The following is a 16,396-nucleotide window of genomic DNA, read 5'->3' as shown; positions in this document are numbered from 1 at the left end:
GGGAGGATCATCCTGCATTGCCAAGTCTTTGTTGGTGGATCAGGCCAGATTCCTGGTGATGCTCATCGCAATGCTGACGCCGATGAACAGGATCAGGAAGCCCAGGTCCAGGGAGATGCCGCCAAGCCGAAGGGGCGGGATCAACCGCCGCAGCCCCTTGAGCGGCGGATCAGTGATGGAATACACAGCGTGCGCCACCACGAGGGCCGCACCGCGTGGCCGCCATTCCCTCGCGAACATCTGCACCCAGTCGTAGACCAGGCGGATGATGAGGGCCACGAAGAACAGCAGCAACACGAGATAGAGAAGTCCGAAAACAATTCCCATGACTTATTTCAAATCTCCATATTTCGTGCGGACCATCCCGTTCGGATGCCGCGGTGTGCTGCAGTTGTCTTGTCTATTTCAGCACAGATGCCAGACAGGTGTCCCTGCCTGGCATCTGTCGTCGGCCTTGGCCGTCAGCTCTGGTTGAAGAAACTGGCCTGGGTGTCGCTGACTTTCTTGTCGTCACCGATCACTTCGACGTAGGACGGTGAGAGCAGGAACACCTTGTTGGTCACCCGTTCGATGCTGCCGCGGAGGCCGAAGACGAGTCCGGCCGAGAAGTCCACCAGGCGCTTTGCGTCCGCCTCGCCCATGTCCGTGACGTTCATGATCACCGGGATACCGTCCCGGAAGCTCTCACCGATGAGCTTGGCATCGTTGTAGGAGCGGGGATGGATGGTGGTGATCTGCCGAAGTCCGGTGTTTTCTTCACGGCTCGAGGCCGCACGCTTAATCGGGGTCACTGGGGCGCGGTATTCCTCTTCAGGGGTGTAGGACGCCTCACGGCTGACTTCGCGGACCGGTGCCGGGGCACGGCGTTCCTCGCGGTCGACTTCCATGGGTTCGTCCTCATCCTTACGTGTGGTCTGTTGCTCGGACTCGTAATGCTCATCGCCGTCGGCGAGCCCAAGATAGATCATTGTCTTGCGCAGAGCGCCGGCCATGGTCGACTCCTAATCGTGTCCCGTAAGCGGGCCGCCCAATGACTTGACAGCACTGGAGTCCCCCGCCCATCACTTCCAACAGGTCCGACGCTACCCCACCGCGGGACGCGAACCGAGAATATCGGAACCGATCCGCAGGTGTGTCGCCCCGAACTTGATGGCCGCCTCCACGTCCTGGCTCATGCCGGCCGAGATGGCAGCTGCCCCCGGGTGGTCGGCCACCAGGCGGGCCGAAACCGCGGCGAGCTTCTCGAAGGCCGGCTCCGGCGGCGCCCCCAGCGGCGCAACGGCCATGACGCCTGCAAGGTGGAGGCCGGCTGACGCGGCGATCCCCTCCGCCAGGAGTGGCACATCGGCCGGGGCCGCCCCGCCGCGGTGCGTGCCGCCGTCGTCCTCCAGGCTGACCTGGATGAAGCACGCCAAAGGGTCCCGCCCGCCGGAATCCATCTCGTTCCGCACTGCCTTGCCGAGGGCGTCCACGAGCTGGAGGCGGTCCACTGAGTGGACGGCGGAGGCGTACCGGACCACCGATTTTGCCTTCTTGCTCTGCAGTTGGCCTACGAAATGCCAGTTGAGGGCCAGTCCGGCCAGTTCGGCGGCCTTCGCGGCCGCCTCCTGGTCCCTGTTCTCGCCCACATCGGTGACCCCGAGGGCCGCGAGCCGGCGGATGTCCGCGGCCGGGTGGAACTTGGTGACCACGATGAGCGACGGCGGCCGGCCGCTGCGGCCGCTCGCCTCGGCGGCGGCCGCGATCCGATGGCGTACCGCGGCCAGCCTGATGGCGAGTTCCGCGGCGCGGGGATCGGACGCCGGGTCCCGGGGGTCCTGCGGATACTCAGTCATGGCACCACACCAGTCCGGCGAAACGGCCGGTGTTCCGGTTGCGGCGGTAGGAGAACAGCGTGTCGGTCTCGAGGGTGCAGGGACCGGAGTAGGCCACTTCCACGCCGGCGGCCTTGAGCTGGCTCCGGGCACCGGCCGGGAGGTCCAGCCCGGGGGTCCCCCAGGAGGTGGTACTCCACGTTGCGGGCACCTTGGCGGCTACCTCCTCGCGCAGCGCGGCGGGTACTTCGTAGCAGGCACCGCAGATGGAGGGCCCCAGCCAGGCACGGACGCGGGACGCCCCCAGGGATTCCATGGCCTCTACGGCCGCCGGGAGCACACCGTTGGCGGTCCCGGGACGGCCGGCATGGACGGCGGCGAGAACCGGCCCGTTGGCCGACTCCCCCGCGAGCAGGACCGGGATGCAGTCCGCCACCATGACGGCCAGGGGAATGCCCTGGGACACCATGGCGTCTGCTTCGGGAACGGGAGAGTCCTCGTCCATTAAAGCGACGGTGGTGCCGTGGACCTGGTTCATGAAGCGCAGTGACCGCGGAGCGGCACCCATGGATTCCTCCAGGCGGCTCCGGCGCTCCATGACCCGGGCGGGGTCGTCTCCCACGTGGAGGGCCAGGTTTCCGGCACTCGCGTCGGTGAATGCGGCCGACACCCCTGGCAGGATGTCGGCGCGCCAATGGAACAAGCCGGTGCCTACTTCAGGAAGTCGGGGACATCCAGGTCGTCCGGGTGGTTGCCGGTCAGGTCCGGCTCCACGACGGACGGGAGGTCGACGTCGAAGCCGGAGTCGGCCGGGACGGCAGACGGACGCTGCTGGCCCCAGTTGCTCAGGCCCGCCGCACCAACGCCGGCGTGGATGGGCTGCACGTTCTGCTGGTGGCTTCCGTTGCCCTGGTGGTTTCCGCCCTGGGAGTGGGCCGAGGCGGGGGCGCCAGCGGGGGCAGCGGGCCGCTGGGGGGCGGTCTGCGGCTGTGACTGGTCCATGGACGGTGAGGTGGCCTTGACGTCGTCGAAGCCGGCGGCGATGACGGTGACGCGTGCTTCGTCGCCCAGGGCGTCGTCAATGACGGCACCGAAAATGATGTTGGCCTCGGGGTGGGCCACCTCCTGGACCAACCGTGCGGCTTCGTTGATCTCGAACAGGCCCAGGTCGGAGCCGCCCTGGATGGAGAGCAGCACGCCGTGCGCGCCGTCGATGGAGGCTTCCAGCAACGGGGAGGCAATGGCCAGTTCGGCAGCCTTGACGGCGCGGTCTTCGCCGCGGGCCGACCCGATGCCCATGAGCGCGGAACCGGCACCCTGCATCACGGACTTGACGTCCGCGAAGTCGAGGTTGATCAGGCCGGGGGTGGTAATGAGGTCGGTGATGCCCTGGACACCGGACAGCAGGACCTGGTCGGCGGAGCGGAACGCGTCCAGCACCGAAACGTTGCGGTCGCTGATGGAGAGCAGGCGGTCATTGGGGATCACGATCAGGGTGTCCACTTCATCACGCAAGGCGTCGATGCCGGCCTCGGCGGAGCCGGCGCGGCGCCGGCCCTCGAAGGTGAACGGTCGGGTGACCACGCCAATGGTCAGGGCCCCCAGGGAGCGTGCGATCCGGGCGACGACGGGAGCGCCGCCCGTGCCCGTTCCGCCGCCTTCGCCGGCGGTCACGAAGACCATGTCGGCGCCGCGGAGGACTTCTTCGATCTCGTCAGCGTGGTCCTCGGCAGCCTGCTTGCCCACCTCCGGGTTGGCGCCGGCACCCAGGCCTCGGGTCAGCTCGCGCCCGACGTCGAGCTTGACGTCGGCGTCGCTCATCAGCAGGGCCTGGGCGTCGGTGTTGATGGCGATGAACTCAACACCCCTGAGGCCGACCTCGATCATGCGGTTGACTGCGTTCACGCCACCGCCGCCGATGCCGACGACTTTGATGACGGCCAAGTAATTCTGCGGAGCTGCCACGTTACGTGTCCCTTGTTCGTGTCTGTATTGCGAAAACTGATGGTGAGCTTGAAGCCTGCAACCTTAACCTTCGACTTGAAGGTTATAGTTATGTCAAGTAACTCATGTCTGTGACGGTATTTCCTCTGGTTCCGACATTCAATGACCGGGTCCGCGTGTCGGATTAATACGGGGAAAGAAAGCGCTCAGCGCGTCACGGGGTGCCGGGGCACACTGACATCGTAGACCCTGACGGGGTTCTTCGGATCCGCCGGAACCTTCAGGAGCGCGGCCAGCACCTTGGCCTTGAGTTCCTTCTCCGACGCGTTGCCCCACACGATCGTCTGGCCGTCCACAAGCTTCAGCTCCACGGCATCCACGGACTGGGCTGAGGCGTTGGACAGCTTGGCCAGCACGTCCGCGGGCAATGCACCCAGGACTGCCGCCGTGGCACGGAACAGGTCCTGGCCGATCGCTCCGGCACCGCCGTCAATCACCGGCAGCGAGGCCGATGCCGGGTCGGCCGTGGTACCGAGCTGGACGCCGTCGACGTCCACCAGCTGGTACTGCTCCCCCTGCTTGACCAGGGCTACCGGAACCCGCTCATGCACGGAAATGGCGAGCGTGGAAGGCGGCCGTGCCTCGACCGAGACGGACTTGACCTGGACCAGGGGCCCGAGAAGGCCGCGTACGTCGTCTTCACTGATCTGTGGCAGCGGCTTGCCGCGGAGCGGCTCCAGGGCCGCCTGGACCTGGGCGGGCGTCAGGAGCCGGGTGCCGCTGACCGAGATCGTCTGCAGGGCGAGGACGGGTGAATAGATGGCACCGGCCAGGATGCCTGCCACCAGCACCAACACGGTTCCGAGGGCAATGAGGAATCTCTTCCGGCGTCGTTTGGCTTTGGGCTCCGGGAACGCCAGGACCGTCGCGCCGGCGGGTTCCTGCGCTGTCGCCGATTGTTCCGGTGCCGGGTCCTGGATGCCGCGGGAGGCGGTGATGACGTCCCCACCGGTGGCACGGGGCGCCCCGTTCGCCGGGTCTTTCCGGGAAGCGGTGCCCGCCGTGGTGTCGGCACGATTGCTGCCCTTCGGAGGTGCGTAGGTGGGCCGGCGCGAGCTAGGCATGGAGCGCCTCCACGATCCGGGGACCGTAGGCCGTGACGTCGCCGGCACCGACAGTGAGGACGACGTCGCCGTCGCCAGCAGCTGCCGCCAGGGTGGCGACGGCGTCATCGGCGGCTACCAGCCGTCCTCCCCCGGTGAGGTGGTCGGCGATGAGCTGGCTGGTGACGCCCGGAATGGGGTCCTCCCTGGCAGGGTAGATGTCCAGGACCAGGGCGGTGTCTGCCAGGTTCAGGGCATCGGCGAATTCGGCGGCGAACTCCCGGGTCCGGGAGAACAGGTGCGGCTGGAACAGGACGTGCACCTTGCGGTCTCCGGCGACGGAGCGGGCCGCGGCAAGGGCAGCGCGGACTTCCGTGGGATGGTGGGCGTAGTCGTCGAAGACGCGAACCCCCCTCGCCGTGCCCTTCAGTTCGAAGCGGCGGGACGCTCCCGAGAAGCTGGCAAGGCCGGCTGCGGCGGCCGCCGGCTCCAACCCCAGCTCCAGGGCCACGGCAAACGCCGCCGCGGCGTTGAGTGCGTTGTGCCGGCCGGGAACCTGCACGGCCAGCGGAAACTGCCCGGCGGGGTTTGCCACGGCGACGCGGCCAGGACCGTCGTCAAGCAACCGAACATCCGCGGCTTCGTTCGTGCCGTACAGGACCACCCGCGTGGCGCCGCGGGCCTTGGTCCTTTCCGCGAGGGCCAGCGCCCCGGCGTCGTCAGCACAGGCAATGAGGAGCCCGTCAGGGGGCAGCAGGGCGGTGAACCGGTCGAAGGACTCGTAGACGGCTTCGGCTGTGCCGTAGTAGTCGAGGTGGTCGGGCTCGACGTTGGTGACAACGGCGATCCGTGGCCGGTAATTGAGGAAGGAGCCATCGGATTCGTCGGCCTCCGCCACGAAGATGCCCGATGTCCCGTGGGCGGCATTGACGCCAAGCGCCGGAATGTTGGCCCCCACGGCGAAGGAGGGGTCCAGCCCGGCGGCCCGCAGCAATACGGTGATCATGGAGGTCGTGGTGGATTTTCCATGCGTTCCCGCCACCGTCACCACGGCGTCATCGCCCATGGTGGCGGCGAGGGCCTCGGAGCGGTGCAGGACTGGCAGCCCTGCCTGCCTCGCGGCAGCCAATTCCGGATTATCGTCCCTGATGGCCGATCCGGCCACCACCGTCTCCGCGTCCCCCAGGTTCGCCGCGTCGTACCCGACCGCGATGCGGGCACCGGCCGCAGCGAGGTCCGACATGACGGGCAGGTCCTTGGCATCGGATCCGCTGACCGGGACGCCGCGGGCCACCATGATCCGTGCCACGGCGGACATGCCCACTCCCCCGATGCCGATGAAGTGCACCTTGCCGAGGATGTCCGTGCCTGCGTTGGTGTGGGGGTTCATGCGGATACCGCTTCCAGGACAAGACCAGCCATCCGCTGGTCGGCGTTTCGGATACCGAGCCGGTAGGACTTGGCTTCCATGGCCGCGAGCCGGGCCTTGTCGGTGACCAAGGGGATCAGTTCGCGTTCCACCCAGTCGGGCGTGAAATCACGGTCGGCTACCAGCACGGCGCCGCCTGCGGCCACCAGGCCGGCGGCGTTGAGGGCCTGTTCACCGTTGCCGATGGGCAGCGGTACCAGGACGGCGGGAACGCCCACGGCGGCTACCTCGCAGACGGTCGCGGCGCCCGAGCGTGCCAGCAGGAGGTCCGCCGCGGCGTAGGCGAGCTCCATGCCGTCAATGTATTCCACCTGCCGGTACCCGGCTGCGGTGAGGGGTTGGCCGGCCCCGTCCAGCACGGTCTTGCCGCGGCCGGTGACGTGCAGCGTCTGGATGCCCGCGTCGGCAAGCCGGCCCACGGCGGCGGCGATGGTCCGGTTGATGCTTTGCGCCCCGGAGGAACCGCCCGTCACAATCAACGTGGGCTGCTGGGGATCAAGCCCCAGGGCTGCCCTGGCCGCAGTCCTGGCAGCTTTGCGGTCCAGCCCGGAGATTTCCTTCCGCATGGGCATTCCCACGTGGACGGCGTTCCGGAGCGGGGTGCCTTCGAATGCCACGGCCACCCTGCCGTTGAGGAATGCCCCGACCCGGTTGGCCAGTCCCGGGCGCGCGTTGGCCTCGTGGATCACCACGGGAATGCGGCGCTTTCGGGCGGCCAGGTACATGGGGGTGCAGACATACCCTCCCACTCCCACCAGAACGTCAGCGTGCGCCCGGTCCAGGATGGCCCCGGCCTGGCGAACGGCGCCGGCCAGCCTGCCGGGCAGGCGCAACAGGTCCGCTGACGGTTTCCGCGGGAAGGGCACGCGGTCGATGGTGGCCAGTTGGACGCCGGCCGCCGGCACCAGCCGCATTTCCATCCCCGAGGGTGTTCCGACGGCAAGGATGTCCGCCCCCGGCGCTTCGCTCCGGAGCGCCGCGGCGATGGCGAGCAGCGGGCTGATATGGCCGGCGGTTCCGCCGCCGGCCAGGACGATAGAGGGTGTGGCAGGTGTCATCTGAGGTTAAGCACGCTTTCTGGAATTCTTGGGTTGGCTCTTGTGGCGGTCTTTCCGGGCCTTGAGCTTGAGCATCCGTTTGGGCCGGATGGCTGGGGCCATTTGTTCCCTGGCAAGGGAAAGAACCACGCCGATGGCGCACAGTGACATCAGCAGGGCCGAGCCGCCGTAGGAAATGAACGGCAGCGGCACGCCGATGACGGGCATCAGCCCGGTGACCACGGACATATTGACGGTGGCCTGCCCCAGCAGCCAGACCATGATGGTGCCGGCCAGGACGCGGTGGAACATGTCCTCCTGTGCCACCACGACGCGGTAGATCGCGGCGCCCAGGATGGCGAACAGGACCAGTACGACGACGGTCCCCACCAAGCCGAGTTCCTCGCCGATGATGGCGAAGATGAAGTCGTTGTGGGCCTCGGGGATCCAGCTGTACTTTTGCCGGCTCTGGCCCAGGCCCACGCCGAGCCAGCCTCCGGAGGCGAGGCCGTAGAGGCCGTTGGTTGCCTGGTAGTTGGCGTCGATGCCGTCGGCGCAGGACTGCCCGGTCCACCAGGAGGTGATCCGGCACATCCGGTTGGAACTGGTGACGGCCATGAAGGCGGTGCCGGCGGCGGCGATGATGCCCGCGATCCCGAACAGATAGAGCGGTACGCCCGCGAAGAAGAGGGCCGCGGCCACGATCATCATGATGATCATGGCCGTGCCGAGGTCGTTGCCCACCAGGATCAGGACGATGACGACCGCGGCCATGGGGACCGCCGGAACCAACACGTGCTGCCACCGGCTGAGCAGCCTGCCCTTCATGGCCAGGACGGTGGCCATCCAGAGGGCAAGGGCCAGCTTTGCCGCTTCCGAGGGCTGGAAGGTGATGCCGCCGACGTCGATCCAGTTCCTGTTGCCGTTGATCTCCGAGCCGATTACCTGGACCAGCCCCAGCAGCAGCACGGCGGCACCGACGGCGGGCCATGCCAGCCGCTTGAGCCACACGACGTTGATGCGCGAAAGGACGAACATGGTGAAGATACCGATCGCCGCGAAAACGCCCTGCTTCATGGCGTCCCCATAGGGGGATTTGCCGGCTGCGATCGATTCGACGCTGGAAGCGGAGAGGACCATCATGATGCCGATGGCGGTCAGCGCAAGGGTGGCTCCGAGGATCAGGTAGTAGGTGGAGCCGTTCCTGGAGGTTCCGGTACCCTCCAGGGCGGACCAGAACTTGTGGTGCAGTGCCTGCAGTCTCATCCGGGCTGAAGCCGGCGGCCGCGCGTCCTTGGCTGTGGAACCGAAGCGCGACTTGCTGCCCGGCGGCCGGGTGGGCGTGCTGACCATTGTTACTCCTCGCCGGTCTGGGCCTGCCCTTCCACCAGCTCGCGGACAGCGTCGATGAATGTACCACCACGGTGAGCGTAGGAAGAGAACTGATCCATGGAGGCCGCTGCCGGAGCCATCAGCACGGTGTCGCCTGATTCGGCGAGCCGGGCTGCTGACGCGACGGCCCGGGTCATCACCAGTTGTCCGTTGGCCGGGGAACCGGCCGGTGTGGCACCGGGCGCCGAAGCAGTCTCCACCTCTTCAGTGTCGCCCGCGTCCGGCTCGATGACCGGGACATCCGGCGCGTGTCGCTGGAGGGCCTCACGCAGCGGGCCCGTGTCTGTTCCGATCAGGACCACCGCTTTGAGCCGGGCGGCGTGCTGCCTGACAAGGTCGTCGTAGCTGACGCCCTTTGAGAGCCCACCGGCTATCCACACCACCTTGGTGAAGGCGGAGAGGGATGCCGACGCGGCGTGCGGGTTGGTGGCTTTCGAGTCGTTGACCCAGAGGACGCCGTTCATGCGAGCCACCGGCTGGATGCGGTGGTCCCCCGGCACATAGTCGAGGATGCCTTGGCGGACAGCCTTGGCCTCAACCCCGTAGGCACGGACCAGGCCCGCGGCGGCGAGGGCATTGGCCACCATGTGGCGCGGTGCCAGAGGACCGAGATCGGCCATGGAGGCAAGTTCCGCTGCACTGTCGCGGCGTTCTTCAATGAACGCCCGGTCCACGAGCAGCCCTTCCACCACTCCGAGCATGCTGACGGCGGGCGTGACCGTGGTGAAGCCCACTGCACGGCAGCCCTCAACGACGTCGGCGTTTTCCACCATGCGTTCGGTTTCAATCTGCTCGGCGTTATAGATGCAGGCCTTCTGGGTGTGTTCGTAAACCTTGGCCTTGTCCGCCAGGTACGAGTCATAGGAGCCGTGCCAGTCAACGTGGTCCTCGGCCACGTTGAGGCACACGCTGGCCACCGGGGAGAGCGATTCGGCCCAATGCAGCTGGAAGCTGGAGAGCTCGACGGCGAAAACGTCGTAGTCAACCGGATCGCGAAGGGCATCGAGGATGGGTGTCCCGACATTGCCCACGGCGATGGCCTTGAGCCCGGCAGCCCGGAGCATCGATTCCGTCAGGCCGACCGTGGTGGTCTTGCCGTTTGTTCCCGTAATCGCCAGCCAGTCTGCAGTCTTGCGGCCTTCCCTGATCCGGACCCGCCAGGCGAGCTCGACGTCCCCCCACACGGGGATGTGCGCACGGGCCGCAGCGGCGAGGAGGGCCTGGTCCGGGCGCCAGCCTGGTGAGGTGACGATGAGTTCAGGGAGTTCGCCGTCGATCAGCGGAACATGGTTGACGGCTTCCGCACCGAGCAGGACGTCGGCCGCACCCACGATTTTCAGGGTGTCGGCGTGGGCCCGCGCTGTGTCGCTGGTGGCGGCATCCACCACCACGACGCGTGCGCCAAGTTCGATCAGGGTGTCTGCCGCTGCGAACCCGGAGACGCCGATGCCGGTGACGGCAACACGCAGGCCGGCCCAGTCGGAGTCCCAGGAGACGAGGTTGGCCAGGCGGGGGGAAACGGTCACAGCAGTACAACCCATTCAGCGTAGAAGATGCCCAGGCCCACGGCGACGAAGAGGCCGCCCAGGATCCAGAACCGGACCACAACGGTGACCTCGGCCCACCCCTTCAGTTCGAAGTGGTGCTGCAGCGGCGCCATTTTGAACACTCGCTTTCCGCCCGTGGCTTTGAAGTAGCCCACCTGGATGATGACGGACAGGGTGATCAGGACGAAGAGGCCGCCAACGATCCCCAGGAGCAGTTCCGTCCTGGACAGGATGGCGAATCCGGCTACCGCTCCACCGATGGCCAGCGAGCCGGTGTCGCCCATGAAGATCTTGGCCGGCGAGGTGTTCCACCAGAGGAATCCCACCAGTGCTGCACTCAGGATGGCGGCAAGCAGTGCCAGATCCAGAGGATCCCGGACCATGTAGCAGCCGCTTCCGGCTTCCCGGGGCGAGCCGCAGGCCTGGTTGCTCTGCCATATGCCCATAAGCGTATATGCACCGAACACCATGATGGAGGCGCCGGCGGCCAGGCCATCCAGGCCGTCGGTGAGGTTGACGCCGTTGGTGGCCGCCGTGACGATCAGGTTGGACCAAATGACGAACAGGATCGCCCCCAGGACAGTCCCGCCGAAAGCAAGGTCCAGCCATGGCAGGTCCCGGACCAGGGAAATCTTGGTGGACGCCGGAGTGAGCCCGGCGTCGTTGGGAAAGTTCAGCGCCAGGATGGCGAAGATGATGCCTACGGCCGCTTGGAGGATCAGCTTGGCCTTCGCGTTCAAACCAAGGCTCCGCTGCCGGGAGATCTTGATGAAGTCGTCCAGGAATCCCACCAGGCCCATACCCACCATCAGGAACAGCAGGATCAGGGCAGAGGCGGAGGGACCGGGCGAGTCGGGGTTCATCATCAGCATGATGAGGTGGGTGAGCCCGTAGCTGAGCAGGACCGCGGCAACGACGACGGTGCCACCCATGGTGGGCGTGCCGCGTTTGGTGTGGTGCGAGGTGGGGCCGTCGTCCCGGATGAATTGGCCATAGCCGCGGCGGACCAGCAGCCGGATGAACAAGGGGGTGCCGACGAGGGCGCACAGCAGGGCGAGGCCCGCACCGATCAGGAGAGCAATCACAGCAGAGTGCTCCTTTCATCGGCAGGTGTCGGGGATGGGGGTAATGCTATCCGATCGCCCAAATGGCGAAGCCCAACGCTGTTGGACGACTTGAACAGCACCAGGTCCCCTGGCTGCAGTTCGGCGTCAAGGATCTGGTAGGCCTCTTCGGCGGTTTCGGCGAACAGGCATTCGTCGCCCCAGGATCCTTCCTGGACGGCGGAAACGTAGAGTGCACGGGCTTCGCGGCCAACCACCAGCAACCTGGAGATGTTGAGCCGTACCACCTGGGTGCCCACAGCGGTGTGCTCGCGAATGGAATCTTCGCCAAGTTCCAGCATGGCGCCCAGGACCGCCCAGGTCCGGCGGCCCCGGCCAAGGTCGGCCAGGGTGCGCAAGGCGGCACGCATTGATTCAGGGTTGGCGTTGTAAGCGTCGTTGATGATCGTGACGCCGTCCGGGCGTTCGGTGCGTTCCATCCGCCAGCGGCTCGCGGCGGCCTGCTGGCTCAGTGATTCAGCGATGCGGTCCCCCGGCACCCCTGCGGCACACGCAGCTGAGGCTGCCGCCAGCAGGTTACCCATGTGGTGGGCGCCGATGAGCCGGCTGCGGACGTGCCGTGGCGCTTCGCCGTCCGGCAACTGGAGATCGAATTCCGGGCAGCCCTCAGCGTTCGTGTCGGCATTCAGCGCCTGCACCACGGCATCCGGGCGGCCTTCCGCGGAGAACCCGAGGACCGTCGCGGAGGTCCGGCTGCGCATCGCAGCCACGCGTTCGTCGTCGAGGTTGATGATCGCGGTGCCCGCACTGGTGAGTCCTTCAACCATCTCGCCCTTGGCCCGGGCGATGTTCTCCACTCCCCCGAATTCGCCTGCGTGGGCCGTTCCTACGGCGAGCACAACTCCGATGTCGGGTTTGACCATCTCCGCCAGGTAGCGGATGTGGCCAATCCCAGTGGCACCCATTTCAATGACCAGGTAGCGGGTGTCGGTTCCGGCCCGGAACACTGTCAGCGGGACGCCAACCTCACCGTTGTAGGAACCCTGTGGCGCTACGGTTGCCCCCTGGGTGGAGAGTATGCCGGCCAGGAGGTCCTTGGTGGTGGTCTTACCCGCTGAACCGGTGATGCCAACGACCGTCAGCTGGTCACCTGCTGCCGAGCGAGCGGCGCGGATCCGTCGGACTGCTTCGGCGGCGATGGCGCCCATGGCGAGGACGGCGTCGGCAACCAGGACTGTCGGGTAGCCCCGGCCGTCCGGCGCAGCGACCGGGCGTTCAACGAGGGCCAAAATGGCCCCGGCAGCAAAGGCGGCGTCCACGAAATCGTGGCCGTCGGCCTGTTCGCCCGGCTTCGCGACGTAAAGCGAACCCTGCGTGGCTTCGCGTGAATCCGTCACCACCGAAAGGGGCGTAATTCCGGGATCGGCGTCCAGGCGCCCGTTGGTGATTTCGGCGATTTCCGCCGCAGTAAATGCAATCATCTCGGTCTAGGACTCTATCCGGTCGTCATGGAGAACGTTGAATCCCCTGGCTGTCAAGGCGCTGCGCAGTTCCACCCGGTCGTCCAGGGCGAGGTTGACGCCTTTTACCTCCTGCCAGACCTCGTGGCCGCGGCCTGCGACAAGAAGGGTGTCCTGCGGGCGTGCGAGTTCTGCGGCTCGGCGGATGGCCTCCGCCCTCGGGAAGACTTCCAGCAGCTCTGTTCCAAGCGCTTCATTCTGCACGGCCTCCCGGGCCCCCGCCAGCACGTCGGCGCGGATGGCCGCGGCATCTTCGTCGTGCGGGTCGTCATCGGTGATGATCACGGTGTCAGCGAGCCGCGCGGCAGTGGCGCCCATGGCCGGACGCTTGCCTTGGTCCCGCTGCCCTGTGGCGCCGAATACCACGATCAGCCGTGAGCCGGGCTCGGGTGAGCGGACCGCTTCCAGTGCCCGCGCCAGTGCGTCGGTGTTGTGGGCAAAGTCGACGACGGCGGCGGGCCGGTCGGAGACCAGCTGCATGCGGCCCGGGACTTCGACGGTAAAGGGGTCGGCACTGTCCAGTGCGGCTTGGAGGTCTGCGGCGTCCACGCCGGAGGCAAGGACCATCAGTGCGGCAAGGGCCGCGTTGGCAACGTTGAAGCTGCCCGGCAGCCCGGTGCGGAGGTTCAGGACGGCCCCTGCCGGCCCCGTGAGGGTGACGTCGGTTCCGAGCCCGCGCGGCGACGTCGATGTCACGCGCCAGTCGGCGGGCGTATGGCCGCCGGTGCTGAGCGTGGTGACCGGCACCTGGGCATCGCCGGCCAGCCGGCGGCCCCACTCGTCGTCGACCGTCACCACGGCCTTCCGGGCGCGCGCGGGGGTGAACAGGTCCGCCTTCGTGGCGAAGTAGCCGTCCATGGTTCCGTGCAGGTCCAGGTGGTCCTGGGTGAGGTTCGTGAATCCGGCGACGTCGAAGAGCAGCCCGTCCACCCGCTGGTAGGAGATGGCGTGGGAGGACACCTCCATGGCTGCGGCGTCAAGCCCGCGCTCATGCATGAGCGCCAGCAATCCGTGGACCTCAGGTGATTCAGGAGTGGTCAGGAGGCTGGGAACAGGTTCTCCACCGGCCTGGATTTCGATGGTGCCGATCAGGCCCGCCTGCCGTCCAAGGGCCCGCAGGAGCGAGGCGATGAAGTAGGTGGTGGTGGTTTTCCCGTTGGTTCCGGTAACCCCAAAAAGCTGCAGCGGACGGCCATCCGCGGACTGGCTCCGGTAGATCAACGCGGAGAGGGGCCCCACCTCGTTCCGCGGGCTGTCCACCACCAGCACCGGGACGGGCGTGTCCGCGGCAAGGGCAAGGAGCCGGGCGCCGGCGTCGTCTGTCAGCACTGCGGCCGCACCGGCTTCGATGGCGTCCGTGGCGAAGTCCGCGCCGTGCCGGCTTGCCCCGGGCAGTGCCACATACAGGTCGCCGGGCTCCACGGTGCGGGAGTTGATGGAGATGCCGCTGACCTGCACCTCGGCGGCCGGAGCGGGAACTGCTACTCCCAGGGCATTGCCGACGGCGGCCAGCGGGACGGGCGCTACGGCAGAAGGCCGGAAGCGGGCCGGGTTTTCATCCCGGGCAGCGTCGCCGCCGGGCGTCGTGAACTCTGACAAGGGGATCTCCGATGGTGCTAGTGCGTGCCCGCCATGGTTCGCGCCGGGCACTGTGATGCGCTGGATGCTGCTGGTGTTTCCAGCGTGGCGCAGCGGCTACTTCGCGTACTGGGGCAACCTGGCCGGCGCTCCGGTTGAAGGCTGTACGTTGTAGGTCCGCAGCGTCTGGCTCATGACGGACCGGAAGACCGGCCCGTTGGTGATGCCGTAGATGCTGCCCTTCGGCCGCTGGAGCACCACCTCCACAATAAACCGCGGATCATCCATCGGCGCCATTCCAACGATGGAGGCCGTGTAGCCGCAGTAGCCTGATTTGCCGTCGTCACACGGGGATTCCGACGTGCCGGTCTTGGCGCCCACCCGGTAGCCGTCGATACCGGCGTCCTTGATCTCGCCTTCTGTGACGGCGCTCTCCAGGATGTCCTTGACCTGCTGCGCGGTGCTTCCCGAAACCACCTGGCGCGAGGGTTGGGCCGGGACCTTCTCTTCCGTGCCGTCGGGGGAAATGTAGGAATCGATCAGCCGCGGCTGCAGCATGACACCGTTGTTGGCGATGCTCTGGTAGGCGCGGACGGTCTGGAGCGTGGACTGGGAAACGCCCTGTCCAAACAGGACGGTGTACTGCTGGCGTCCGTCCCACTGGTCAGCCGGCGACAGGATGCCCGCTGCCGTTGCGGGCAGTCCGATGTCGGGCGCTTCGCCGATGCCGAATTTCTTCAGCCAGTCGTAGCGCTGTTCCTTGCTGAGCCGCTGGCCGGCCATGACGGTTCCGGTGTTCATGGAATACCCGATGATGCCGGCCAGGGTCCGTTCCTCTGTCCCGTGGGTGAAGGCGTCACTGAAGGTCTGGCCGTCCACGGTGTACGTCGGCGGAATGGTGAACTTGTCCAGCGGGCTTGCCAGCCCTTCATCGATGACCGCCGCCGCGGTCATCATCTTTTCCACTGATCCGGGCTCGTAGGCCGCGGTCACTGAACGTGTGCCGCGGTCCTTCGCGGCCACCAGCCCCGGGTTATTGGGATCGGGTGCGTTGGTGTCCGCCAGGGCAAGGAGGTTGCCGGTTTTGGCATCCATCACGATGATGACGCCCCATTCGGCACTGAGCTTGTCCGCTTGGCTCTGGATGGCCTGCTGGGCGAAGTACTGGAGGTCGGAGTTGAGGGTGAGCTTGACGTCCTTGCCATTCTGGGGCGGTGTCAGCTGGTCGAGGCCCACGGGGATGCGCAGTCCGTCCGCGCCGATCTCGAACAGCCGCTTGCCGTCCGTGCCCTTCAGCTTGTCGTCCTGTGTCTGCTCGATGCCGGCCTGGCCGGTGGTGCCGTCCTGCAGGAATCCCACCACGCCGCCCGCAACCGCGCCGTTGGGGTAGACGCGCTTGCTGACGCCCTCGGCAACAATGCCCGGGACCTGGAGCTTGGAGATGCGGTCCTCGACGTCGGGTTTCACGTCCTTGGCCACGATGTAATAGGGCTGCTGGCCGGTCACGGCGTCCCGGACAGCGGCGGTGTCCATTCCGAGGGCTGCAGCGAGTTCCGAAATTGCCTGGTCGCGGCTGATGTCCACCAGTTTGTCGTGGCCGTCAGCCTGCGGTTCGTACCGCTTGTAGGAGTCTGTCTTGGTGTTGACGCGCTGGTCCACCACGATGTTGTAGCGGATCACGCTGTTGGCGAGCACGGTGCCGCGGGAGTCCAGGATGCTGCCGCGTTCGGCCGGCAGGATCGCCGAGGTCATCCGGCTGTTCAGGGCTGCTTCCGCCATGCCGCCGACGTCGAGTCCCTGGACCAGGAACAACTTCCCGCCCACCACCAGCAGGAGGGTGAGCATGATTCCCAGCCCCAGGCGCAAGCGCTTCGTGGCGTTGGGTGCCTTGCCTTTTCCGGCTTTGCCGGTCGTTTGCGCCACCGTGATATTCCTTGCTGTTCGACCTGCTGCTTGTCCTGCCTGGCG

General features: G+C 66.9%; 14 protein-coding genes. All 14 read right to left on the bottom strand.

What is annotated here, in order from left to right:
- Positions 1 to 39: 39 nt before the first annotated feature.
- Positions 40 to 327, bottom strand: coding sequence for a YggT family protein (locus DFO47_RS15425; protein ID WP_018763561.1), 288 nt, complete (start codon positions 325 to 327; stop codon positions 40 to 42).
- A gap of 134 nt (positions 328 to 461) precedes the next feature.
- Positions 462 to 992 carry a cell division protein SepF gene (sepF, locus tag DFO47_RS15420; protein ID WP_018763560.1) on the bottom strand — a complete coding sequence of 177 codons (531 nt, stop codon included), beginning with the start codon at positions 990 to 992 and terminating at the stop codon, positions 462 to 464.
- Between the two features lie 90 nt (positions 993 to 1,082).
- The gene (locus tag DFO47_RS15415) at positions 1,083 to 1,835 is read right to left on the bottom strand and encodes a YggS family pyridoxal phosphate-dependent enzyme (protein ID WP_133832223.1); all 753 of its coding nucleotides are present in this window, start codon (positions 1,833 to 1,835) and stop codon (positions 1,083 to 1,085) included.
- Positions 1,828 to 2,517, bottom strand: a complete 690-nt coding sequence (locus tag DFO47_RS15410; RefSeq protein WP_133832222.1) for a polyphenol oxidase family protein — start codon at positions 2,515 to 2,517, stop codon at positions 1,828 to 1,830. Before DFO47_RS15410 ends, DFO47_RS15415 begins: the two co-directional genes overlap by 8 nt.
- 8 nt (positions 2,518 to 2,525) lie before the next feature.
- Complete coding sequence (ftsZ, locus tag DFO47_RS15405; protein ID WP_133832221.1) at positions 2,526 to 3,779, bottom strand: cell division protein FtsZ; 1,254 nt, start codon at positions 3,777 to 3,779, stop codon at positions 2,526 to 2,528.
- A 185-nt stretch (positions 3,780 to 3,964) separates the two neighbouring features.
- Positions 3,965 to 4,882: an FtsQ-type POTRA domain-containing protein gene (locus DFO47_RS15400; protein ID WP_018763556.1), complete on the bottom strand. Its 918-nt coding sequence runs from the start codon at positions 4,880 to 4,882 to the stop codon at positions 3,965 to 3,967.
- Entirely contained in the window at positions 4,875 to 6,251 is a 1,377-nt protein-coding gene (murC, locus tag DFO47_RS15395; protein WP_133832220.1) for a UDP-N-acetylmuramate--L-alanine ligase, read from the bottom strand. The genes DFO47_RS15400 and murC overlap by 8 nt, the downstream gene beginning before the upstream one ends.
- On the bottom strand, positions 6,248 to 7,348 hold the full coding sequence (gene murG / locus DFO47_RS15390) for an undecaprenyldiphospho-muramoylpentapeptide beta-N-acetylglucosaminyltransferase (protein ID WP_133832219.1): 1,101 nt from the start codon (positions 7,346 to 7,348) through the stop codon (positions 6,248 to 6,250). Before murG ends, murC begins: the two co-directional genes overlap by 4 nt.
- Before the next feature lie 6 nt (positions 7,349 to 7,354).
- On the bottom strand, positions 7,355 to 8,680 hold the full coding sequence (gene ftsW, locus DFO47_RS15385) for a putative lipid II flippase FtsW (protein ID WP_133832218.1): 1,326 nt from the start codon (positions 8,678 to 8,680) through the stop codon (positions 7,355 to 7,357).
- Between the two features lie 2 nt (positions 8,681 to 8,682).
- Positions 8,683 to 10,260 carry a UDP-N-acetylmuramoyl-L-alanine--D-glutamate ligase gene (gene murD / locus DFO47_RS15380; RefSeq protein WP_208294419.1) on the bottom strand — a complete coding sequence of 526 codons (1,578 nt, stop codon included), beginning with the start codon at positions 10,258 to 10,260 and terminating at the stop codon, positions 8,683 to 8,685.
- The gene (gene mraY / locus DFO47_RS15375) at positions 10,242 to 11,351 is read right to left on the bottom strand and encodes a phospho-N-acetylmuramoyl-pentapeptide-transferase (RefSeq protein WP_133832216.1); all 1,110 of its coding nucleotides are present in this window, start codon (positions 11,349 to 11,351) and stop codon (positions 10,242 to 10,244) included. Before mraY ends, murD begins: the two co-directional genes overlap by 19 nt.
- Positions 11,348 to 12,811, bottom strand: coding sequence for a UDP-N-acetylmuramoyl-tripeptide--D-alanyl-D-alanine ligase (gene murF, locus DFO47_RS15370; protein ID WP_133832215.1), 1,464 nt, complete (start codon positions 12,809 to 12,811; stop codon positions 11,348 to 11,350). Before murF ends, mraY begins: the two co-directional genes overlap by 4 nt.
- 6 nt (positions 12,812 to 12,817) lie before the next feature.
- Positions 12,818 to 14,449 carry a UDP-N-acetylmuramoyl-L-alanyl-D-glutamate--2,6-diaminopimelate ligase gene (locus DFO47_RS15365; RefSeq protein ID WP_133832214.1) on the bottom strand — a complete coding sequence of 544 codons (1,632 nt, stop codon included), beginning with the start codon at positions 14,447 to 14,449 and terminating at the stop codon, positions 12,818 to 12,820.
- A gap of 96 nt (positions 14,450 to 14,545) precedes the next feature.
- The gene (locus tag DFO47_RS15360; protein WP_018763548.1) at positions 14,546 to 16,351 is read right to left on the bottom strand and encodes a penicillin-binding protein 2; all 1,806 of its coding nucleotides are present in this window, start codon (positions 16,349 to 16,351) and stop codon (positions 14,546 to 14,548) included.
- Positions 16,352 to 16,396: the final 45 nt, after the last annotated feature.

Source organism: Arthrobacter sp. AG258 (genome assembly GCF_004364695.1).
In the GTDB taxonomy this organism is placed as follows: Bacteria; Actinomycetota; Actinomycetes; order Actinomycetales; family Micrococcaceae; genus Arthrobacter.
The sequence above is the reverse complement of the archived record's forward strand: the minus strand, read 5'-3'. Positions and strand labels throughout refer to the sequence as shown.